Raw genomic sequence first — 20,678 nt, forward strand, 5'->3', positions numbered from 1 at the left:
AAAATGGGGCATGAACGCCCCATCTTGGTGCTTTTTTGCTACAGGAACATTTCCTGCAGATCGTTCAGGAAGCGCCAGCCCAGGGAGGTCGCCTGCAGGCGGGTGGGATCGGCGTCCAGCAGGCCGCGTTTGGCCGCTGCCTCCAATTGGTGCGCGATGACGGCCAGCGACAGGCCGGTGCGCTCGCTGAACAGGGTCGCCGCCACGCCGTCCTTCAGGCGCAAGGCGTTCAGCATGAACTCGAAGGGCAGCTCGTCCGGCCCGACCTGTCGGCTTTCGGCCAGATGGCTGCCGTCGCGCGCGGCGGCGGCCTGCATCCAGGATTCCGGGTTGCGCAGGCGCGCCTCGCGCACGATGCGATCATGGAAAGACAGCTTGCCATGCGCGCCCGGACCGATGCCCAGGTAGTCGCCGAATTCCCAGTAATTCAGGTTATGACGGCAACGCGCGCCCGACCGGGCGTAGGCGGACACCTCGTAGCGCGCCAGGCCCGCCGTGGCCAGCTCGGTTTCGACCAGGTCCTGCATGGCGGCGCTGGTATCGTCGTCCGGCAAATCCTCGGGCGGGAACTTGGCGAACACCGTGTTCGGCTCCATCGTCAGGTGATAGAGCGACAGATGCTCGGTGCCGAAGGCCAGCGCCTGGCGCAGATCGTCCGTACAGGCCGCCAGCGTCTGGCCCGGCAAGGCGAACATCAGATCCAGGTTGACGCGCGACACGGCGCGCTGCGCCATCTCGATCGCGGCGCGGGCCTGGGCGGCGTCGTGGATGCGGCCCAGCTTCTTGAGCTGGACGTCATCGAAGCTCTGGATGCCCAGCGAAAAGCGCGTCACGCCGCTGGCGGCATAGTCCCGGAAGCGGCTGGCCTCGGCGGTGCCGGGGTTGGCTTCCATCGTGATCTCGGCGTCCGGCCACAGGTTCAGGCAGGCGCGCAACATCGCCAGCAGCTCGTCCAGCCCGGCGGCCGACAGCAGGCTGGGCGTACCGCCGCCGATGAACACCGACACGACCTGCCGGCCCCAGATGCCGGGCAGCGCCTGTTCCAGATCACTGCGCAGCGCGTCCAGGTAGGCGCGTTCCGGAATGCCCTCTCCCGGCGCGGCGTGCGAATTGAAGTCGCAGTACGGGCATTTGCGCACGCACCAGGGCACGTGCACATAGAGCGACAGTGGCGGCAGGCTGGTCAGGGCGGAGCCCGTCGCCAGGCGCGGGCGCGAAGCGCCCGATTCAGCGCGGATGGGAATGGTGATGGACATGCTGCGATGCGGATGCAGGAAGGGCGACGCGCCGCTCAGGCCTGGTTGAGCTTGCCCAGCAGCTCGCGCAGCGCGCGGGCGCGGTGGCTGACGCTGTTCTTTTCGGCCGGGTCCAGCGAGGCGGCGGTCAGGCCCAGGTCGGGCAGGTAGAAATGCGGATCGTAGCCAAAGCCGTTGGCGCCCTCGGGCTGGTCGATGATCTCGCCATGCCAATGGCCTTCGCCGATGAGCGGACACGGATCGTTCTCGGCCCGCACCAGCGCCAGCACCGCCACGTACCAGGCGCGCCGGTCGGCCAGGCCGGCCAGCTTCTGGACCAGCAACGCGTTGTTGGCCAGGTCGGATTTCTCGCCGCCATGCAGCTTGGCGTAGCGCGCCGAATACACGCCCGGCGCGCCCTGCAGCGCGGCCACGCACAGGCCGGAGTCGTCGGCCAGGGCCGGCAGCCCCGTCAGGCGGCTGGCGTGGCGGGCCTTGGCCAGCGCGTTCTCGATGAAGGTGACGTGCGGCTCTTCGGCCTCGGGCACGCCCAGCTCGCCCTGGGGCACCAGCTCCATGCCCAGCGGGGCGAACAAGGCGGAAAACTCACGCAGCTTGCCGGCATTGTTGGACGCCAGCACCACGCGGCGCAGCGATTCGGGAATCTTGGGGGAAGTCATGGCGGCATTGTAAGGGAGCCGGCCGCCGCCGCCCTGCCCGCCCCGGCGTGCCATGCCGCTGTTGCGCCAGCGCAGGAAGAATGATGAATATGGCAATCGCGCAACAAGACAGACATATTTTGTTGTCACTATGGATAATCTTGTCACTGATCGTATCTGACGCACCGGCGATGAACTCTCTTCACGCTTTGCCCCGGCCGGTTGCGGCCGGCGCTCCCCATTCCATTCCGGCAGTGGGGTCTGGTCACGCCAGTCTGGCCGGCATCTTGCGCGAACGCCTCCTGCAACCCCGCTTCCAACCCGTCATCGACCTGGCCCAAAGCCGCATCTACGGCCATGAAAGCCTGATCCGCGGCCCGTTGGACTCGGCGCTGCACTTTCCCGACGCCCTGTTTGCCGAGGCCCGCCGCCAGGGCCTGCATCCCCAGCTGGAACTGGCCAGCTTCCGCGCCGGCGCCCATGGCTTCCATGAAGCACGTGCCCAGGGCAAGCTGTTCCTGAACCTGTCCGGCTCCGCCCTGATCCATTACTGGACGCTGTGGGGCGACGAAATGCCGCTGCGGCTGCTCAAGGATTGCGCGCTCGAACCCACCAGCATCATCGTCGAGCTGACCGAGCAGGATCCGCTGTCCGAGCACATGGCCGCGCTGGGCGGCGCCTTCGCCTGCCTGCGCGACTACGGCATGCGCATCGCGCTGGACGACTACGGCGTGGGCAATTCCAACCTGCAGTTGTGGGCCGAGATGCAGCCCGATCTGGTCAAGATCGACCGCTACTTCTTCCGTGGCATCGGCCAGGACGACCGCAAGCAGAACATGGTGCGCGCCATCCTCAAGGTCGCCCAGCACCTGGGCACCGCCATCGTGGCCGAAGGCATCGAGACGGCCGAGGACCTGGCCGTGGTGCGCGAGCTGGACATCCGCTACGCCCAGGGCTGGCTGCTGGGCCGCCCCGAAGAGGCGCTGCTGACCGAGCTGACGCAGCCGCTGCGCGATTCGCTGCGGGTGCGCACGCCCACGCCGCTGGCCCAACGCTCGGCGGGCGGCACCGCCGCCAGCCTGAAGGTCGAGGCGCCCGCCGCCCTGCTGGACAAGCACACCAATGACGACGTGCACCGCCTGTTCATGGAACACAAGCACCTGCACGCCGTGGCCGTGATCGACGCCGACAACCGTCCGGTCGGCATCATCAACCGCCGCGATTTCTCCGAGCACTACGCGCAGCGCTACACGCGCGAGCTGTTCGGCCGGGACACCTGCTCCACCTTCATGAACGGCGAGCCGGTGCTGGTCGATCTGAACGTATCGATCGACCAGCTCAGCCACGTACTGATCTCCGAAGACCAGCGCTACCTGATGGACGGGCTGATCATCACCCGCGACGGCCGCTACGACGGCCTGGCCACCGGCGAGACGCTGGTGCGCTCGGTCACCGAGATGCGCATCGAGGCCGCCCGCTACGCCAACCCGCTGACCTCGCTGCCCGGCAACATCCCCATCAGCCGGCACATCGCCACCCTGCTGGACGACGCCGAGGACTTCACCGTCTGTTATGGCGACCTGAACAACTTCAAGCCCTTCAACGACGTATATGGCTACTGGCGCGGCGACGACATGATCCTGCTGACCGCCGAGGTCATCAAGCGGCATTGCGATCCGCTGCGCGACTTCGTCGGTCATGTCGGCGGCGACGATTTCGTGGTGCTGCTGCGCAGCCCCGACTGGATGGAGCGGGTGCAGCGCATCATCGCCGAATTCAACGACCGTGCCATGGACCTCTACGACGACGAAGGCCGCCGCAACGGCGGCATCGAGGCCGAGGACCGCTACGGCGTGCCGCGCTTCTTCCCCTTCGTGACCCTCGGCGTGGGCGCGCTGACGGTCACGCCTTCCCTATGCGAGCGCATCCGCCCGGAGGACATCGCGTCGGCCGCCGCGCACGTCAAGCACAAGGTCAAGCATGGGAACCTGTCGCTGGTGAGCGAGCGCTATGGCGGCGGATCCCTGGCGCAGCTCGCCGGCGGCTGAGGCCTGCCGCGCCTCGTCCTCGCCTTCGGCGATCTGGAACACCGCCACGGCGCGCCGCAGGGCCTGCGCCTGACTTTCCAGCGCGGCAGCCGCCGCCGCCGTCTGCTCGACCATGGCGGCGTTCTCCTGCGTGGAGCGCTCCACGTCGGCCACGGCCAGGTTGACCGAGGCGATGCCCGCGGCCTGCTCGGCCGTGGCGCTGGAGATCTCGGCCACGATCTGCGTCACGCGGTCCACCGACACCATCATGTCGCGCATCGTGTCGCCGGCCAGGCCCACCTGACGCACGCCGGCCTCGACCCGCGCCGCCGAATCGTCGATCAGGCCCTTGATTTCCTTGGCCGCCTGCGCGCTGCGCTGCGCCAGCGAACGCACCTCGCCCGCGACCACGGCGAAGCCCTTGCCCTGCTCGCCGGCGCGCGCTGCCTCGACCGCCGCGTTCAGCGCCAGGATATTGGTCTGGAAGGCGATGCTGTCGACCACGCCCACGATCTCACCGATGCGCCGCGCGCTGTCGGCGATGCCGCGCATGCTCTGCACCACTTCGTCGACCGCCTGGCCGCCGCGCTGGGCCAGTTGCGTGGCGCTCTGCGCCTGGCGGCTGGCCTGGTCGGCGTTGCCAGCGGTCAGCTGCACGGTGTGCGCCAGTTGCGTCATGTTGGCGGCGGCTTCCTGCAAGGAGCCTGCCTGGCGCGCGGTGCGGTCGGACATGTCGGCGCCGCCCGCGGCGATCTCGCCCGAGCCGGTATGGATCTCCTCGACGCCGTGGCGCACCGAGGCCACCGCCTCGGTCAAGCCGGTCTGCATGCGGCGCATGGCCGAATACAGCACGCCGATCTCGTTGTCGCCACGCAGCGCGATCGCGCCGGTCAGGTCGCCGTCGGCGATGCGGTCGAAATGCGCGCCGGCCTCGTTCAGCGGGCGCAGGATGCCGCGCCGGAACGCCAGCCGGATCAGCACGGCCAGCAGCACCACCAGCCCCAGCACCACCGCCGCCACCAGGATGACCCTGGCCAGGGTATCGCTGGCGCCGGCCACCGCCGCCTCGCCGCGCTGGCGGGCATAGGCCTGGTAGGCCTCGGCCTGCCTGACGTAGGCGCTGCCGCTGCCCGGCAGCACCTTGTCGACCAGGCGATTCACCTCGATGCCGTTCCAGCCCTGTATCGCCTTCTGCATGGGCGCCAGGGTCTGGTCGGCGAAGGCCGCATAGGCGGCCAGCATCTGGTCGAACAGCGGCGCACCCTGCGCGCTGGCGTCCGGATTGGCGCGCAGCCGCGCCAGGCTGTCGGCGGCCTGCTTGAGCAGGGTCTCGGACTGCTTGAGCGAGGCATTGCGCGCCTCTTCCAGCCCGCCTTCCATCGCCGTCTTGGCATCGGTCAGCGCCGCGCGCGCCTGGAACAGCCGGCTGGTCATGTCGGCCAGGTCGCTGGCGCGCTCGATGCTGCCCTTGCCCAGCGCTTCAATATCGGCGCGATTGTCGCGCAGCACCGCGATGCCCGCGGCGGCGGCCGCCGCGAACAGCACCACGAACAAGGCCAGGATCGCCGACAAGGCCGTGGTGACTCTCAGATTCTTCCGCATATTCATCCTATCGCCCTGCCTCCAGGGCACATCGCGGATGATTATGCGGACGCAGTTTGGCAAATTCTTGACACAACCCGGCCCCTTGCATGACAAACCCTTGTCATGATCGCGCGCTTAGGCGCGGAGCAAGGCCGTGTTAATGAATTGTGAATTGGCAGCCCCGGCGCCTTGCGGCACAGTCCATCCTGTACCGAATTTCCATCCATCACGATCCAAGAAGCCCCCATGCCCCAAGCCACCCACGCCTACCAGGACATCCGCGAAGCCGTGCGCGACCTGTGTTCCCAGTTCCCCGGCGAGTACTTCCGCAAGATCGACGAAGAACGCGGCTATCCCGAGACATTCGTCCGCGCGCTGACCGAGGCCGGCTGGCTGGCCGCGCTGATCCCCCAGGAATACGGCGGCTCCGGCCTGGGCCTGACCGAGGCCTCGGTCATCATGGAGGAAATCAACCGCAGCGGCGGCAATTCCGGCGCCTGCCACGGCCAGATGTACAACATGGGCACGCTGCTGCGCCACGGCTCCGAGGCGCAGAAGCGCGAATACCTGCCGCGCATCGCCACCGGCGAGCTGCGCCTGCAGTCGATGGGCGTGACCGAACCCACCACCGGCACCGACACCACCAAGATCAAGACCACCGCCGTGCGCCGAGGCGACCGCTACGTGATCAACGGCCAGAAGGTCTGGATCTCGCGCGTGCAGCACTCCGACCTGATGATCCTGCTGGCGCGCACCACGCCGCTGGATCAGGTGACGCGCAAGTCCGAGGGCATGTCGATCTTCCTGGTGGATCTGCACCACGCGATCAAGCACGGCATGACGGTGCGCCCGATTCCCAACATGGTCAATCACGAGACCAACGAACTGTTCTTCGACAACCTGGAAATCCCGGTCGAGAACCTGATCGGCGAGGAAGGCAAGGGTTTCAAGTACATCCTGGACGGCCTGAACGCCGAGCGCACGCTGATCGCCGCCGAATGCATCGGCGACGGCTACTGGTTCATCGACAAGGTCGCGGCCTACGCCAAGGAGCGCACCGTGTTCGGCCGCCCCATCGGTCAGAACCAGGGCGTGCAGTTTCCCATCGCGCGCGCCTACGTCAACGTCGAGGCCGCCAACCTGATGCGCTTCGAAGCCTGCCGCCTGTTCGACGCCCACGAGCCCTGCGGCGCGCAGGCCAACATGGCCAAGCTGCTGGCCGCCGACGCCTCCTGGGAAGCAGCCAACGCCTGCCTGCAGTTCCACGGCGGCTTCGGCTTCGCCAACGAATACGATGTGGAGCGCAAGTTCCGCGAGACCCGTCTGTATCAGGTGGCGCCGATCTCCACCAACCTGATCCTGTCCTACGTGGCCGAACACATTCTGGGCCTGCCCCGCTCCTTCTGACGATGACAAACGCCTCCCACACCCCCCACCTGAGCGCCGAGCTGGCCGCCTTCGCGGCCGGGCTGCGCTACGAGGACATTCCCGCGCCGGTGCTGCGGCGCGCCGAGGATCTGCTGCTGGACTGCCTGGCCTCCATCCTGGCTGGCGCCTCGGCGCCAGCGGTGCTGGCGATCGAGCGCTATGCCGCCGCCATGGGCCCGGCCGACGGCCCCAGCGAGGTGCTGATCACCCGCCGGCGCACCACGCCGCTGTTCGCGGCCATGGTCAATGCCGCCGCCGCGCACGTGGTCGAGCAGGATGACGTGCACAACGGCTCGGTGTTCCACCCCGCCGCCGTGGTGTTCCCGCCAGCGCTGGCCGTGGCCCAGGCGCTGGGGCGCTCGGGACGCGACCTGCTGACCGCCGCCGTGGCCGGCTACGAGGTCGGCATCCGCGTCGGCGAATTTCTCGGCCGTTCGCACTACAAGATCTTTCACACCACCGGCACCGCCGGCACCATCGCCGCCGCCGTCACCGTGGGCCGGCTGCTGAACCTGGACGCCGGGCAGATGCTGCACGCGCTGGGCTCGGCCGGCACCCAGGCGGCCGGGTTATGGGAATTCCTGCGCGACGCCGCCGATTCCAAGCAGCTGCACACCGCCAAGGCCGCCGCCGACGGCCTGACCGCCGCCTACCTGGCGCGCGACGGATTCACCGGCGCCCGCCACATCCTGGAAGGCCCCCAGGGCATGGCCGCGGGCATGTCGCGCGACGCCGATCCGTCCAAGCTGTGCGACCGGCTGGGCACGCGCTGGGCGTTGGCCGAAACCTCGTTCAAGTACCACGCCTCCTGCCGCCACACGCATCCGGCGGCCGATGCGCTGCAACAGGCGCTGCGCGAGCATGGACTGAGCCCGGACGATATCGAGCGCGTGGTCACGCACGTGCACCAGGGCGCGATCGACGTGCTGGGGCCGGTGACCGATCCGCGCACCGTGCATCAATCCAAGTTCTCGATGGGCACGGTGCTGGCGCTGGTTGCGCTGCAGGGCCGCGCCGGGCTGGCGGAATTCGACGCCGGACTGGACGATGAACGGGTGGCGGCGTTCCGCCAACGCGTCGTAATGGAGCTGGATCCCGAAGTGGACGCCGCCTACCCGCAGCGCTGGATCGGCAAGGTCACGGTCCATACCCGCGACGGGCGCCAGTTGCGCAGCCGCGTGGACGAACCCAAGGGCGATCCCGGCAACACGCTGTCCCGCGCCGAGATCGAAGACAAGACGCTGCGCCTGGGACGCTACGCCGACGCCGCCACGGAAGGCGAACTGCGCACGCTGATCGACACGGTGTGGAGCCTTGAAAAGGCGCAGACCCTGGGGCAGCTGCTGGGTTGAAGCCGGCGGGACGGCCCAGCCCGGAACGGGCCTGGGCTGTCGCGGACTGGCCACGCATCGCGCGCCAGCCCGCTCAAAGGTTGAGTCAGCCGGCCAGCGCGGCCCGCTGTGCCCGCACCAGCCCGGCGATGCCGCCCTCGGCCAGCTCCAGCATACGGTCCAGCTCTGCGCGGGTGAAGGTCGCGCCCTCGCCCGTGCCCTGCACTTCCACGAACGCGCCGCCGCCCGTCATGATGACGTTGACGTCGGCGTCGCAGGCCGAATCTTCCTCGTAATCCAGGTCCAGCACCGGGCGGCCCTGCACCAGCCCCACGGACACCGCCGCCACCGCGTCGCGAATCGGGCTGGCGGCCAGGTCGCCGCGCTTCATCAGCAGCGCGATCGCGTCGGACGCCGCCACCCAGGCGCCGGTGATGCTGGCGCAGCGCGTGCCGCCATCGGCCTGCAGCACATCGCAGTCCAGGTGCAGCGTGCGCTCGCCCAGCGCGCGCATGTCGAACACCGCCCGCAGGCTGCGGCCGATCAGGCGCTGGATTTCCTGGGTGCGGCCGCTCTGCTTGCCGCGCGCGGCCTCGCGATCGCCGCGCGTGTGCGTGGCGCGAGGCAACATACCGTACTCGGCGGTGACCCAGCCCTCGCCCTTGCCCTTGAGGAACGGCGGCACTTTCTCCAGCACGCTCGCCGTGCACAGCACATGCGTATTGCCGGCCTTGACCAGCACGGAGCCTTCCGCATAGCGCGTGAAGCCGCGCTCCAGGCTGAAGGGGCGCAATTCGTCGACGGCGCGGCCGGACGGGCGGGCAATGGCGGGGGTTGTGGTCACGATGACTCCAAGGCAAGAATTCAGATGGCGGCATTGTAAGGGCTTGCGTCCGGACGAAACCCGGCGCCCTGCCCGGTAACACCGCAAAAAGCGGCGGCATGGAGTATCCTGCCGCGATATTGGCGCTCGCGCGCCCGCGAACGCCCTGTGCAGGCGGCCGCGACGCGCCATCCCTCCGGCAAAGAACAGGATAGACACACCATGATCCGCAGCATGACCGCCTTCGGCAACGCCAAGGCAGACCTGGAGCAAGGCACGCTGGCGCTCGAACTGCGCAGCGTCAACAGCCGCTTCCTCGACCTGTATTTCCGCCTGCCCGACGAGCTGCGCCATGTGGAAACGCCGCTGCGCGAACTGCTGACGGCGCAACTGGCGCGCGGCAAGGTCGAGATCCGCGTGTCCTTCACGCGCAATGCCAGCGCCGACATGTCCCGGCTCGACCCGGCCTGGCTCGAAACGCTGTCCGAGCAGCTGCAGGCCGCGCGCCGAATCCTGCCGGACATCGCCTCGCCCCGCCTGGTGGAATTGTTCAACTGGCCTGGCCAGCGCGGCAACGACGCGCTCGATCCCCAGGTCTGGGGCGCCGCCTGCCTGCAGGCTGCCCAACAGGCGCTGACGCAGTTGCAAGAAGGCCGCGAGCGCGAAGGCCAGCGCCTGGCCGCGATGATGCGCGAGTGCGCCGACGGCGTGGGCCGCATCGTCGAGACCGTGGAAAGCCACCTGCCCCAATTGCTGGCCGAGCATCGCGAGAAGCTGGCCGCCAAGCTGCGCGAGAGCGTGGAAACCGCCTTCCCCGGCGGCTTCAATCACATCTCGGGCGCCGAGCTGTCCGAACGGCTGGCCCAGGAAGCCAATCTGTTCGCGCTGCGCATCGACGTGGCTGAAGAGCTGTCGCGACTGCGCTCGCATCTGGAAGAACTGCGCCACCTGCTGGGCGACGGCGGCGGCAAGCCGGCGTCGGGCAAGAAGAACGCCGGCAGCGCCGGCAAGCGGCTGGATTTCCTGTTCCAGGAAATGAACCGCGAAGCCAATACGCTGGGCTCCAAGGCCGGCAGCATGGACGTGACGCGCGCGGCCATGGATCTGAAGCTGCTGATCGAGCAGATGCGGGAACAGGCGCAGAACATCGAGTAAGGCGCGGCGGTTGGCGAGAACTGCCGCTCCTCCGGGCAGCGACGCATGCACACGGCAAAAAAATGCACCGAGGCATCACGCCCCGGTGCACAAGGCCAGAAGAAAACCATCCCAAGCGATCGCCATGAGGCCGTGAGCGGCCTCGGGTTCAATGCAAACGGCGGATCAAGACCGCACTATGGGCTTGAGCGTATCCCAAGCATCAATCGGGCCGGGATTGCCAGTCTGGCTGCCGCCGCCAAACAGGACGGCGGCCTTGTGAACCGCATTGATCGCTGTGGTCACGGCCCCTTCGGCCCACCCTCCCGTCCACGACACATCGTCGCCCGCCAGGATGAATCCATACGGCGCATTGTCTTCAATGCCCTGCATGAATTGGGAGAATATCCTCCGCTGATATTCATACTGCCCAGGCAAATTCATCTTGAACGCGCCAAGATAATGGGGCTCATTTTCCCAACTCATTTTCGCGAAGGTATCCGAGCCTGCGTAAAAACCGCTGATGTCGGCCTTTGGATAGATGGATTCCAGCAGATTGGTGCACAGCGTTTCCGGGGCGGGAAGATGCCCCTGGAATTTGAGCGCATCGTCATTCCATGTATAGGAAAGGAACATTCCGCTGCCGCGATAGGCGCCCAGGCTGGGGCCATAGTCCACCAGGTAGGTGCCCCGGGTCAGCCGGTCGGACAGGGTGACGCTCATTTTCCGCTTGCCGTCGACGGGATCGCGTTCCTCCCAGAACGGCGTCGTCGTCGACGCGAAGATCTTGGTCGACTGCATGTAATGGGTATTCATCACCGCCTCCCACGTTCCCTCGGGCAGCAGCGGATTCATCTGCTCGACGCTCGCGGCGCCATCGGCATAGCGCAGCTTGTCGAGCACGCGCACATGGGGCGTGTAGACAACGCAGTCGAATTCCCGGCTGAACGCCTCCTGCGTACGCGTGTCGACGAACTTCACCGTGAAGCCACCGCCCGGCTTGGGCGCGATATGCCGGACTTCCTTGCAGAACGGATCGGGCATCGCCTGCCGGGTCAGCGTTTCCACGCTGGTACCCGCGGGCCAGTGCGCCACGTCATCGCCCAGCGTGCTCGCGGGCATGGACCACAAGCGCTCGGGCATGCTGGAGGCCCCGTCATAGGCCAGCCGGTGATCGGCATCCAGGCCGCCATAGATGACACGCAGCAGTTCCAGGATCGAGTTGGGGAAATCAGTGTTCCACCCGCCCGTTCCAAAGCCGATCTGGCCGAACAGATTGATCTGCGCCTCGTCCCAGCCGGACAGTTCCTGCAGGGCGCGAAGGAAGCTCTTGTCGTCCCAGGTTGCGCCGTTATCGTCGACGATCTTGTTCCAGAGCGTTTTTATCTTGACGAGATCGATGGAGCCTTCCGTCATGGCCGCTTCCATCTCGGCGAAATGGAAGGGCTCGCCGCCGAGAAAAGTCGTGAAGAATTCTTCTTCTATCTGGGCGTACTCGGGAGGCTTCGGAAAATCGTTGCCCGTGGCCTCGTAATAGAGGGGTGGCTCGCCCAGGTAGTCGACAACGGTGCTGATCGCGGCTTCCGTCCCGGGGTTTGGAAAATCCCCCATATTGGCTTTCACGCCCACCTTTTCAAAATAATGAAAGAGCGCCTTGGCCGATACGGGAAATCGCATGCCTCCCAGTTCGCAGATAACCCCATCGCCCGGGTTTCCCAGTTTCTTTGAATACAGGCGACCGCCAATGCGGTCGGATGCCTCCAGCACCACGGGATGCAGGCCCATGCGCATCAGTTCGTAGGCGCACACCATTCCGGATACTCCGGCGCCCACGACCAGGACCTGCTTGCCATAATGGGCATTGGCAACAGTGCACAGTGCGTTCCTGCCGGATCGGTCCAGGAACTTTCCATATTCAAAGGGAAAATCCGGGATGAGCGCGGTGACATCCGTGCTCCTTGCCCGAGGGGTTCTGAGGGTGCGCGCGGGTATGGAAGACATTGCATTTTCCTTGAGGTTGATAATGGCAGAACAGACGCCGGCATATCACCAGCGACCTGATCCTATGCTAGGTCCACACACCAGGAAAATGAATCTAAAATGATTATTGATTATTCTGATAATAAAACATAACCGCCGTTAGAATCATAATATCTAGGCGCATCAAATATTATATTCACGCACATCAATATGATTAACCAGGCCAAATCCGGTCCGGCAAGGAAATTGCCTGCTATCAAGCATGCCCCCCGGACCGGAAACCGGCGAGCTCAGAACCTGTGCCGCATGCCCACCACCGTCGAGACCTGACTCCTGCCCGATGAGGGCAACAGCGTATAGATCTGCGCGAACTGCGCGTCGCCGGCCGCGCGCTGATAGATGCCCGTCACATACAGGTCCGTCCGCTTGCTCAGGAAATAGTCCGCGCCAATATTGATCTGATGCCATTTCGGACGGGTGTCCGACGGCGTGTACGCGCCCCAGGTGTAAATATAGGCAAGCCCGAGCAGCAGGCGCGGCGACAGGTTGTAGGTGGTCGACACTTCGGCGTTGTTCAGCCCCAGCCGGGTCCGGTCCAGGTAGTCGAAGCGCACATGCGTATAGAGCAGCGATACGCCCAGCGCGCCGAACTTGTACGCGCCGCCCGCGCCGAAGATCCGCTGACGGTCCACGCCCGCGCCGCCGGGGCTCTTGACGAAGGGCGAGCTGAAGCCATAGTCCGCCACCACCGCCCCATCCTGGTTGGTGGGACTGTTGGGCGTGTTCACCACTTCATACATCGTGCCCAGCGACAGCCCTCCGCGCTGGTAATTCAGGCCCAGCGCGTAGGCATTGTTCGACTGCGACTGCGTCTGGCCGCCCAGGCTGTACATGCCCGAGACCTGCAACCCGTCGTACACGGGGCTTTTGTAGATCACCGTGTTGTTGACGCGGAAGGTATTGAACACGTTGTCGCTGTCGCCGATATGCGTGCCATAGGCCGCGAATTGCGTGGCGGACTCATAGGGCCACAGTACGGCATTGGCCAGGTCGTACTGGCGTCCCAGCGTGATGGTGCCGTAGTCGTTCGACTGCAGGCCGACATAGACCTGGCGTCCGAACATCCGGCCATTCTGCGACGCGGTGCCGTTTGTCATGGAGAAACCGCTTTCCATCACGAAGACCGTCGACAGCCCGTCGCCCAGGTCTTCCACGCCGCGCAGTCCCCAGCGCGGCGTCTGCATGGGGCCGTTGACCGCCTTCACGCTGGAATTGCCGCCCTGGTTGTTGGTGTAGGCGACGCCGGTGGACAGCAGGCCGTACAGCGTGACATTGGAGTTCTCAGCATGCGCCGAGGCGCATGCCAGCGACGCGGCCGCGGCCGCGATGACGCTACGTTTCATGACTGCGAAAAACATGTGGGGTCTCCTCCTGGCATCTCTTGTTGGCGAGATTTGCGTGGATTGTCGGCTCAGGAAAGTCACCGCAGGAAGCATAGATTTTTGCCACGGCCACTCGAATATTTCGCGCACCCGGCGATCTGGCGCATGCCGCGCGACACGCGCCGGACCGCTGCGGAGCGCTCTAATTTTGGCATCGGCATTGCTCGAAAAACGGTTCTTGTCAGCGCACTGCCCGAAGGCCAGAATGCATTTCACAACGCATCGACCGGCACAGCCGGCACCCGCGCAAGGCCTGCGGCGGGCACATAAAACCAAGGAGACAAGGGCAATGAAAGATCTGGATTTGAACGATCCCAAGCGGCGGCGCCTGATGCAGGCCTCGCTCGTGATGGGAGGACTGGGCGCCCTGCTATCGGTACGTGCGGCCGCCGCCCAGCGCTCGGCGATCAGCATGCAGCTGGGCTGGGTTCCCGGCGGCGGGCAAGTGGGCGAAGTGGTGGCCAAGCGGCTGGGCTTCTATGAACGGGAAGGCATCGATCTCAAGATCGAGCCCGGCGGGCCCAATATCGATGGCGTGGCCATCGTGGCCTCGGGCCGTGGGCAGACCGGACAGGTCTCGTCCAGCCCATCGGTCATGCTGGCGGTGTCCGAGGGACTCCCGATCAAGTGCTTCGCCGTCGGCGTGCAGCGCCATCCCTACGCCTTCTTTTCGCTGGGCAAGAACCCGATCCGCAAGCCTCAGGACATGATCGGCAAGCGCATCGGCATACACGCAACCGGCATGGTGCTGCTCAAGGCCATGCTGGCCCGGCACCAGATCCCCGAGAACCAGGTCAGCATCGTGCCGATCGGCTCGGACATGATGCCCCTGCTCAGCGGCCGCGTGGACGCCGTGGCCGGCTGGCAGACCAACGTCTCGGCGCTCAAGGCGCTGGGCGCCGAGCGCGTCGATATGAGCCTGTGGGACTCCGGCGTGCGCCTGTATGCCCTGCCCTATTACGCGCACACGGACACGTTGCGCGATCATCCCGACCTGTTGCAACGCTTCCTGCGCGCGACCGCCAGCGGCTGGCACCACGCCAACCGCAATCGCGACCAGGCGGTGGAACTGCTGGTCAAGGAATTTCCCAGCCTGAACCAGGCCGACGAGCGCGTCGCGATCGACGTATTCATGGAGTACGTCTTCAACGACGAGACCAAGGCCAAGGGCTGGGGCAGCATGGATCCGGCGGTATGGCAGGAGCAGATCTCCGCCTATGCCCAGCTCGGGCAGTTCCGCGCCCGCACGCCCAAGGTCGAGGACATCATGACGCTCGACATCCTGCAGGCCACCCAATCCGCGCGACTGGCGGGGTAAACGATGCAACAAGCGATTCAATCCCCATCCGCCAGGACGGGCGCCGCCGGCGCGCGCCCGGACCTGTCGATCAGCTGCCGCGACATCAATGTCCGGTTCTTCAGCGACCGGCGCAGCACGACCGCGATCGAGGGCCTGAGCCTGGATGTCCCGGCGGGCGAGTTCCTGACCCTGCTTGGTCCCTCCGGCTGTGGCAAATCCACGTTCCTGCGCGTGGTGGCCGACCTGGTGCAGCCCAGCCGCGGCGAGATCAAGGTGCTCAACGACGCCCCGTCCGCCGCGCGCGCCCGGCGCGACATCGGCTTCGTGTTCCAGGACGCGGCCCTGCTGCCCTGGCGCACCGCGCTGCAGAACGTCGAGCTGCCGCTGGAGGTTGCCAATGGCCGCTCGCGCGCCGGCAAGGCGACGCCGCGCGAACTGCTGGAACTGGTCGGCCTGAAGGGCCGCGAGGACGCGTACCCCCATGAAATGTCCGGCGGCATGCGTCAGCGCGTGGCGATTGCCCGCGCGCTGGTGAGCGATCCGCGCGTGCTGCTGATGGACGAACCGTTCGGCGCGCTCGATGAGATCACGCGCGACCGCCTCAACGAGGAACTGCGCCGCGTCTGGCGCGAGATGGGGCTGACGATCCTGTTCGTCACGCACAGCATCCACGAAGCGGCCTTCCTGGGCCAGCGCGTGCTGCTGCTTGCCGCCAATCCCGGCCGGGTCAAGGAGATCGTGCCGGTGATGCTGCCGGAGCAACGCACCCTGGCCACCCGCGACACGGCGGAATTCGTTCAACTGTCCGCGCATCTGCGGCGCGTTCTGGAGACCTGCTGATGAGCGCGTCCGAAATGAAGCTGAATCTGGCCAAGCCCGGCGTCGACGCCGAGGCGGACGCCTACCGGGCCAGCCGTCGCCGCAGCCTCTGGCGTTCGCGCTCGCTGCCGGCGCTGGGCATCCTCGGCATCGTGGCCGCCTGGTGGGCGGTGGTGGCGATCTTCGACGTCAAGCCCTTCATCGCGCCCACGCCGGGCCTGGTGCTGCAAACGCTGTACGACAAGCGCGACATCCTGCTGCAGAACCTCATGCCGACCGCGCTCGAGGCCGCCGGGGGATTCCTGCTCGGCAATCTGCTGGCGGCGCTGCTGGCGACGGTGTTCGTGCACAGCAAGACGTTGCGGGAGATTTTCTATCCGGTCGCCGGCATGATCAATTCGATCCCGATCGTCGCCAAGGCGCCGATCCTGGTGCTGATCATGGGCAACGGCATCGAGCCCAAGATCACGATCGCCGCCATGGTGTGCTTCTTCCCCACGCTGGTGAACATGGTTCGCGGGCTGGAAGACGTCAATCCCCAGTCGCTGGAGCTGATGCGCGTGCTGTCGGCCAGCAAGCGCGAGATCTTCTTCAAGCTGCGGCTGTACAACTCGCTGCCCTATCTCTTCTCGGCGCTGCGCATCGCCGCCTCCATGTCGGTGATCGGCGCGGTGGTCGGCGAATGGATCGGGGCCACGGCAGGCGTGGGCGCCATGATCATCCAGGCCACCTACGCCTTCGATTCGGCCTTGCTGTATGCCGCGATCGTCCTGTGCGCGGCCTTGTCCGGCAGCTTCTTCCTGATCATCACCCTGGTGGAGCGCTGGCTCATCAAATGGAAGCCCGAGCAGTCGCATTGAGCGGCATGTAGCGGCACGGCCCGACACCCCCAAACCCGCTGGACGCGGTCCCCGAAACGCTGGCATCCCTGGCCGGCGGGGATCGCCGCAGCCCAAGCGCACGCATCGATGGCGCGCGAAGGCCCAGTGATCGGCACACTTTTTCGGAACACAGCCTGGAGGATAGACATGACAAAGATCGGCGATTGGCTTGAACGGCCCGCCCGCGACGCACGGGTCGCGGCGCAGGCGGACGTAGTGGTGGTGGGCGGCGGACCCGCCGGACTGTCCGCGGCCCTGGCGGCGGCGCGCAACGGCGCCCGGACCATTCTGCTGGAGCGCTACAACCATCTGGGCGGCCTGGCTTCCGGCGGCATGGTGCTGGTGCTGGACGACATGTGGGACAGCCATCTGCGCGAGATCTCGGTGCGCGGCAACTGCCTGGACATGATCGAGCGCATGGCGGCGATGGGGCTGGCGCGTTTCCCCCGCTCGGACGAATGGGGCGAGGATCCCGCTGCGTACCGGCGCTGGGGCCGCTGGGGCACCTTTGATTTCCATAGTCAGAAGACGCCCCACCCCATCTGCTTCGCCGCCGCCTTCGACCCGGACGCCTACAAGCGCGTGGCGCTGGAAATGGTGCAACAGGCCGGCGTGCAGCTACGCCTGCATTCCTGGTTCTCGCAGGCCCTGGTCGACGGCGACCGGATCAAGGGCGTCATCTGCGAAACCAAGAACGGCAGCGAGGCGATCCTGGCGGACATGGTGATCGACGCCACCGGCGACCTGGACGTCGCCGCTTCTGCCGGCGCGCCGCACATCAGCGACAGCTACATCACCACCACCGTGTTCCGCCTGGGTGGCGTGGACACCGAGGCGGCCGAGCGTTACGAGCGCGAGGAGCCCGAGGCCTATGCCGAGCTTGATCGCCAGATCAAGCGCGTGCTGGGCGGCTCGTGGGGCATCTGGTGGATGAAGACGCCCCTGCCCGGCGTGGTCTGGTGCAACTGCCCGCACATGGCCGGCATCGACGGGCTCAAGGTCGAAGACCTGACGCGCGCGGAAATCGTGGGCCGCCAGCACATCCACGCGCTGGTCGACTTCGTGCGCGGCAAGCTGCCCGGCTTCGAGCATTGCTTCGTCGTCGACGTGGCCCCGCAGACCGGCGTGCGCCAGACCCGCCTGCTGGAAGGCGAGTATGTGATGACCAAGGAAGACGTGGTGCAGCGCGTGCGCTTCGACGACAGCATCGCGCGCGGCCGTGACTACTACTACCCGTTCCGCGCCCTGCTGCCCAGGCGCATCGACAACCTGCTGGTGGCCGGCCGGCACTATTCGGCGACCTCGCAGGCGCAGAAGATATCCCGCGAGATCCCGCCGTGCATGGCGATGGGCGAAGCCGCCGGCACCGCCGCCGCGCTGGCGCTGAGCGCGGGCGTTACCGCGCGCAATGTCGATGTGCGCGCCTTGCAGAAAACGCTGCGCGCCCAGGGCGCCGATCCCGGCGACCAGACCGGCCCTAACGCCGACGTCCCGGCCCTGGCCGCCTACGTACGCCAGGCCGAAACCGCATGAGCATCATGGAGAACCGCGATATGCAACAAGACCTGCCGCTGAGCGGCGTGCGCGTGATCGATTTCACCCAGGTGATGATGGGGCCGGTCTGCACGCAGACGCTGGGCGACTACGGCGCCGACGTCATCAAGATCGAGCGCAAGGGCGCGGGCGATCTCAGCCGCTCCACCTTCGAACCCGTGGCCGGCGCCGACAACCCGATCTTCTGCAGCCTGAACCGGAACAAGCGCAGCGTGGCGCTGGATCTGCGCGATCCGACGCACATGGCCCAGGTGAAGGCGCTGATCGCCGGCGCCGACGTCGTCGTCAACAACTTCCGCGCCGGCGTCATGGAGCGCATGGGCCTGGGCTACGACGATTGCAAGGCGCTCAACCCGCGCGTCATCTACGCGGTCGGCACCGGCTATGGCGAAACCGGCCCCTACGCATTCAAGGGCGGCCAGGACGTGCTGGCCCAGGCGATATCCGGCGTGATGGCGCGGCGCTCGGACGCATCGGTGCCTGTCTCGGTCTACCCGACGGCGCTGGCGGACTATTCGGCCGGCATGCACATGGTGCAAGGCATCCTGCTGGCGTTGCTGCACCGCGCGCGTACCGGCCAGGGCCAGAAGATCAGCGTGTCCCTGTACAACTCCATGCTGGCCATGCAGATGCAGGAAGCCGCCATGATCCTGATGGCCGATTCCGAGGTCAACTGGGCGGCCATGCCCCTGTGCGGCGTGTACGACACCCGCACGGGGCCGCTGGTGATGGTGGGCGCCTTCAAGCCCAATCCGCTGCGCGACATCTGCGCGGCGCTGGAAATCGACGACCTGTCCGCCGATCCGCGCTATTGCGACCTGACGCAGCAGTTCAAGAACAAGGCGGCGCTGCAGGCCATCTTCCGCGAGCGCTACGCCGGCAATACCCGCGAGCACTGGCTGGCGCGGCTGGAGGCGGTCGACATCCTCTGCTCGCCGGTGCGGGATCTGCGCGAAGCGCTGGTCGACCCGCAGACGCTGCACAACCAGATGCTGATCGAGGGCGACGGCGAGGGCCAGCGCGTGCGCTTCATCAACAGCCCGATCACGATGTCCAGCGCGCGGGTCAGCCTGCGCCGCGCGCCGCCCAGGCTCGGGCAGCATAACGAGGACGTGCTGCGCGAGCTGGCGCAAGGTCCGGACACCCCCGCCAAGGAGGCGCCATGAGCGTGCATCTGCGAATCGAGAACCATGTCGCCACGGTGACGCTGGCGCGGCCCGACGTGCTCAACGCCGTCGACCTCGCCACCGAGGCCGCGCTGCAACGCATCTGGACCGAGATCGAGGGCCGCGACGACGTCCGCGTGGTCGTGCTCACCGGCGAAGGCGAGCGCGCCTTCTGCGTGGGCGCGGACCTGAAGAACCCCACCACCACCGGGCTGGAATACTGGGGCGCGGCGCGCCCTGGCGGCTTCGGCGGCATCGCGTTGCGCGAGACCCTGAACGTGCCGGTCGTGGCCCGGGTCAACGGTTTCGCGCTGGGCGGCGGCTTCGAGATGGTGCTGGGCTGCGACATCGTGGTGGCCTGCGAGGAAGCCAGTTTCGGCCTGCCGGAGGCGCTGGTGGGCCGCATGCCGCTGGACGGCGGCATGACGCTGCTGCAGCGGCAGATTCCCTACCGCAAGGCGATGGCGATGCTGCTGACCGGTCGCCGAATCCCGGCGCGCGAGGCCGCCGAACTCGGCCTGATCAACGAAGTGGTCCCGCGCGCCGGCCTGGACGAGGCGGTGCAACGATGGGTCGACGCCCTGCTGGCCTGCGCCCCGCTGTCGCAGCAGGCCATCAAGCAGGTGGTGCGCAAGACCGGCACCCTGTCGCCCGCCGACGCCCAGGCGCTGCGCCTGCCGGCGCTGGTCGCGGCCCTGCAATCCGAGGACGCGCACGAAGGCGTGCTCGCGTTCCAGCAGAAGCGCAAACCACAATGGCGGGGAAGATAATGACCTACGTGATCGCTTCCGGCTGCATCGACGTCAAGGACCGCGCCTGCGTCAAATGCTGCCCCGTCGACTGCATCTACGAGGGCGGGCGCACGCTGTACATCCATCCGGACGAGTGCATCAGCTGCGGCATCTGCGTGTCCGTCTGTCCGACCGAAGCGATCCACGACGCCCAGGAGCTGCCGCCTCACGAAGCCGTGTTCGCGGCGGTCAACCGGGAGTTCTTCGGACCGGACGTAAGCGGCCTGGGTTCGCCCGGCGGCGCGGACGGCGTGCAGCCCTCGGCCTGCGACCATCCCATGGTCGCGGCCTATCCGGCGCGCGGGTAGCTAGTGTGTCGTCCCGTAGTTTCGTGCGGGCGTATCCGCGGGACGGCACACTAGGGCCAATGCTAGTGCCGGCGCGCCCGGGATCGCGGGCAGAATCCCGGGATTGCAACCAGAAGACTCTCCATGCACGCCAGCGTCCTGAAGTACTTTGTCGAAGTCGCCCGTTGGGGGGGGGGGGGGCGGGCCGCGCCGTCCCTCGATGACGCCTCCACCCCG

16 protein-coding genes and 1 pseudogene are annotated in these 20,678 nt (G+C 66.8%); 11 read left to right on the plus strand and 6 right to left on the minus strand.

Features of this window, described 5'->3' with window-relative positions; all coding sequences use genetic code 11:
- Positions 1-38 precede the first annotated feature (38 nt).
- On the minus strand, positions 39-1,256 hold the full coding sequence (gene hemW, locus ACEU5R_RS18010) for a radical SAM family heme chaperone HemW (protein WP_103274520.1): 1,218 nt from the start codon (positions 1,254-1,256) through the stop codon (positions 39-41).
- 35 nt (positions 1,257-1,291) lie between these two features.
- A complete protein-coding gene (gene rdgB, locus ACEU5R_RS18015; protein ID WP_392411097.1) occupies positions 1,292-1,915 on the minus strand; it encodes an RdgB/HAM1 family non-canonical purine NTP pyrophosphatase in 624 nt (207 codons plus the stop codon).
- Positions 1,916-2,085: 170 nt separating this feature from the next.
- Here rdgB and ACEU5R_RS18020 point away from each other — a divergent pair, with 170 nt between their 5' ends.
- On the plus strand, positions 2,086-3,942 hold the full coding sequence (locus ACEU5R_RS18020) for an EAL domain-containing protein (RefSeq protein WP_392411099.1): 1,857 nt from the start codon (positions 2,086-2,088) through the stop codon (positions 3,940-3,942).
- A 147-nt stretch (positions 3,943-4,089) separates the two neighbouring features.
- Here ACEU5R_RS18020 and ACEU5R_RS18025 read toward each other — a convergent pair.
- Positions 4,090-5,529, minus strand: a pseudogene (locus ACEU5R_RS18025) (methyl-accepting chemotaxis protein); the annotation flags it as partial.
- Positions 5,530-5,751: 222 nt separating this feature from the next.
- Between ACEU5R_RS18025 and ACEU5R_RS18030 the strand changes: the two are divergent.
- Positions 5,752-6,912, plus strand: coding sequence for an acyl-CoA dehydrogenase family protein (locus ACEU5R_RS18030; protein WP_392411100.1), 1,161 nt, complete (start codon positions 5,752-5,754; stop codon positions 6,910-6,912).
- On the plus strand, positions 6,909-8,285 hold the full coding sequence (locus ACEU5R_RS18035; protein WP_392411106.1) for an MmgE/PrpD family protein: 1,377 nt from the start codon (positions 6,909-6,911) through the stop codon (positions 8,283-8,285). The genes ACEU5R_RS18030 and ACEU5R_RS18035 overlap by 4 nt, the downstream gene beginning before the upstream one ends.
- 85 nt (positions 8,286-8,370) lie before the next feature.
- Here ACEU5R_RS18035 and rph read toward each other — a convergent pair whose 3' ends face one another.
- A complete protein-coding gene (gene rph, locus ACEU5R_RS18040; RefSeq protein ID WP_103274523.1) occupies positions 8,371-9,108 on the minus strand; it encodes a ribonuclease PH in 738 nt (245 codons plus the stop codon).
- Between the two features lie 201 nt (positions 9,109-9,309).
- Between rph and ACEU5R_RS18045 the strand changes: the two genes are divergently transcribed.
- Positions 9,310-10,242: a YicC/YloC family endoribonuclease gene (locus ACEU5R_RS18045; RefSeq protein WP_103274524.1), complete on the plus strand. Its 933-nt coding sequence runs from the start codon at positions 9,310-9,312 to the stop codon at positions 10,240-10,242.
- A gap of 165 nt (positions 10,243-10,407) precedes the next feature.
- On the opposite strand, the gene ACEU5R_RS18050 is transcribed toward ACEU5R_RS18045, so the two are convergent.
- Together ACEU5R_RS18050 and ACEU5R_RS18055 are read right to left on the minus strand one after the other, a co-directional pair.
- Positions 10,408-12,222 (minus strand): flavin monoamine oxidase family protein, encoded by a 1,815-nt coding sequence (locus ACEU5R_RS18050; protein WP_392411102.1) that lies wholly within the window; start codon positions 12,220-12,222, stop codon positions 10,408-10,410.
- A gap of 269 nt (positions 12,223-12,491) precedes the next feature.
- The gene (locus ACEU5R_RS18055) at positions 12,492-13,619 is read right to left on the minus strand and encodes a porin (protein ID WP_392411103.1); all 1,128 of its coding nucleotides are present in this window, start codon (positions 13,617-13,619) and stop codon (positions 12,492-12,494) included.
- 313 nt (positions 13,620-13,932) lie between these two features.
- On the opposite strand from ACEU5R_RS18055, the gene ACEU5R_RS18060 reads away from it, so the two are divergent.
- The 7 genes from ACEU5R_RS18060 to fdxA all read left to right on the plus strand — a co-directional run bounded on the left by ACEU5R_RS18060 (position 13,933) and on the right by fdxA (position 20,462).
- Positions 13,933-14,961, plus strand: a complete 1,029-nt coding sequence (locus ACEU5R_RS18060) for an ABC transporter substrate-binding protein (protein WP_392411104.1) — start codon at positions 13,933-13,935, stop codon at positions 14,959-14,961.
- Positions 14,962-14,964: 3 nt separating this feature from the next.
- On the plus strand, positions 14,965-15,783 hold the full coding sequence (locus ACEU5R_RS18065) for an ABC transporter ATP-binding protein (protein ID WP_103274527.1): 819 nt from the start codon (positions 14,965-14,967) through the stop codon (positions 15,781-15,783).
- Complete coding sequence (locus tag ACEU5R_RS18070; protein WP_103274528.1) at positions 15,783-16,622, plus strand: ABC transporter permease; 840 nt, start codon at positions 15,783-15,785, stop codon at positions 16,620-16,622. The genes ACEU5R_RS18065 and ACEU5R_RS18070 overlap by 1 nt, the downstream gene beginning before the upstream one ends.
- A gap of 168 nt (positions 16,623-16,790) precedes the next feature.
- A complete protein-coding gene (locus ACEU5R_RS18075) occupies positions 16,791-18,176 on the plus strand; it encodes an FAD-dependent oxidoreductase (RefSeq protein ID WP_392411105.1) in 1,386 nt (461 codons plus the stop codon).
- Entirely contained in the window at positions 18,173-19,363 is a 1,191-nt protein-coding gene (locus ACEU5R_RS18080; RefSeq protein ID WP_233772446.1) for a CaiB/BaiF CoA-transferase family protein, read from the plus strand. Before ACEU5R_RS18075 ends, ACEU5R_RS18080 begins: the two co-directional genes overlap by 4 nt.
- Positions 19,360-20,133 carry an enoyl-CoA hydratase-related protein gene (locus ACEU5R_RS18085; protein ID WP_103274530.1) on the plus strand — a complete coding sequence of 258 codons (774 nt, stop codon included), beginning with the start codon at positions 19,360-19,362 and terminating at the stop codon, positions 20,131-20,133. Before ACEU5R_RS18080 ends, ACEU5R_RS18085 begins: the two co-directional genes overlap by 4 nt.
- Positions 20,133-20,462, plus strand: coding sequence for a ferredoxin (gene fdxA / locus ACEU5R_RS18090; RefSeq protein ID WP_103274531.1), 330 nt, complete (start codon positions 20,133-20,135; stop codon positions 20,460-20,462). The genes ACEU5R_RS18085 and fdxA overlap by 1 nt, the downstream gene beginning before the upstream one ends.
- The last annotated feature ends 216 nt before the right edge of the window (positions 20,463-20,678 follow it).

The sequence above is a fragment of the Achromobacter sp. 413638 genome (assembly GCF_043119405.1).
Lineage (GTDB): Bacteria > Pseudomonadota > Gammaproteobacteria > Burkholderiales > Burkholderiaceae_B > Achromobacter.

Bases quoted from the DNA above. Each gene is read 5' to 3' on its own strand.
- fdxA (WP_103274531.1), top strand. From the start codon at position 20,133: ATGACCTACGTGATCGCTTCCGGCTGCATCGACGTCAAGGACCGCGCC.
- hemW (WP_103274520.1), bottom strand. From the start codon at position 1,256: ATGTCCATCACCATTCCCATCCGCGCTGAATCGGGCGCTTCGCGCCCG.
- ACEU5R_RS18045 (WP_103274524.1), top strand. From the start codon at position 9,310: ATGATCCGCAGCATGACCGCCTTCGGCAACGCCAAGGCAGACCTGGAG.
- ACEU5R_RS18085 (WP_103274530.1), top strand. From the start codon at position 19,360: ATGAGCGTGCATCTGCGAATCGAGAACCATGTCGCCACGGTGACGCTG.
- ACEU5R_RS18070 (WP_103274528.1), top strand. From the start codon at position 15,783: ATGAGCGCGTCCGAAATGAAGCTGAATCTGGCCAAGCCCGGCGTCGAC.
- ACEU5R_RS18050 (WP_392411102.1), bottom strand. From the start codon at position 12,222: ATGTCTTCCATACCCGCGCGCACCCTCAGAACCCCTCGGGCAAGGAGC.
- rdgB (WP_392411097.1), bottom strand. From the start codon at position 1,915: ATGACTTCCCCCAAGATTCCCGAATCGCTGCGCCGCGTGGTGCTGGCG.
- ACEU5R_RS18020 (WP_392411099.1), top strand. From the start codon at position 2,086: ATGAACTCTCTTCACGCTTTGCCCCGGCCGGTTGCGGCCGGCGCTCCC.
- ACEU5R_RS18080 (WP_233772446.1), top strand. From the start codon at position 18,173: ATGAGCATCATGGAGAACCGCGATATGCAACAAGACCTGCCGCTGAGC.
- ACEU5R_RS18075 (WP_392411105.1), top strand. From the start codon at position 16,791: ATGACAAAGATCGGCGATTGGCTTGAACGGCCCGCCCGCGACGCACGG.
- ACEU5R_RS18065 (WP_103274527.1), top strand. From the start codon at position 14,965: ATGCAACAAGCGATTCAATCCCCATCCGCCAGGACGGGCGCCGCCGGC.
- ACEU5R_RS18055 (WP_392411103.1), bottom strand. From the start codon at position 13,619: ATGTTTTTCGCAGTCATGAAACGTAGCGTCATCGCGGCCGCGGCCGCG.
- ACEU5R_RS18060 (WP_392411104.1), top strand. From the start codon at position 13,933: ATGAAAGATCTGGATTTGAACGATCCCAAGCGGCGGCGCCTGATGCAG.
- ACEU5R_RS18030 (WP_392411100.1), top strand. From the start codon at position 5,752: ATGCCCCAAGCCACCCACGCCTACCAGGACATCCGCGAAGCCGTGCGC.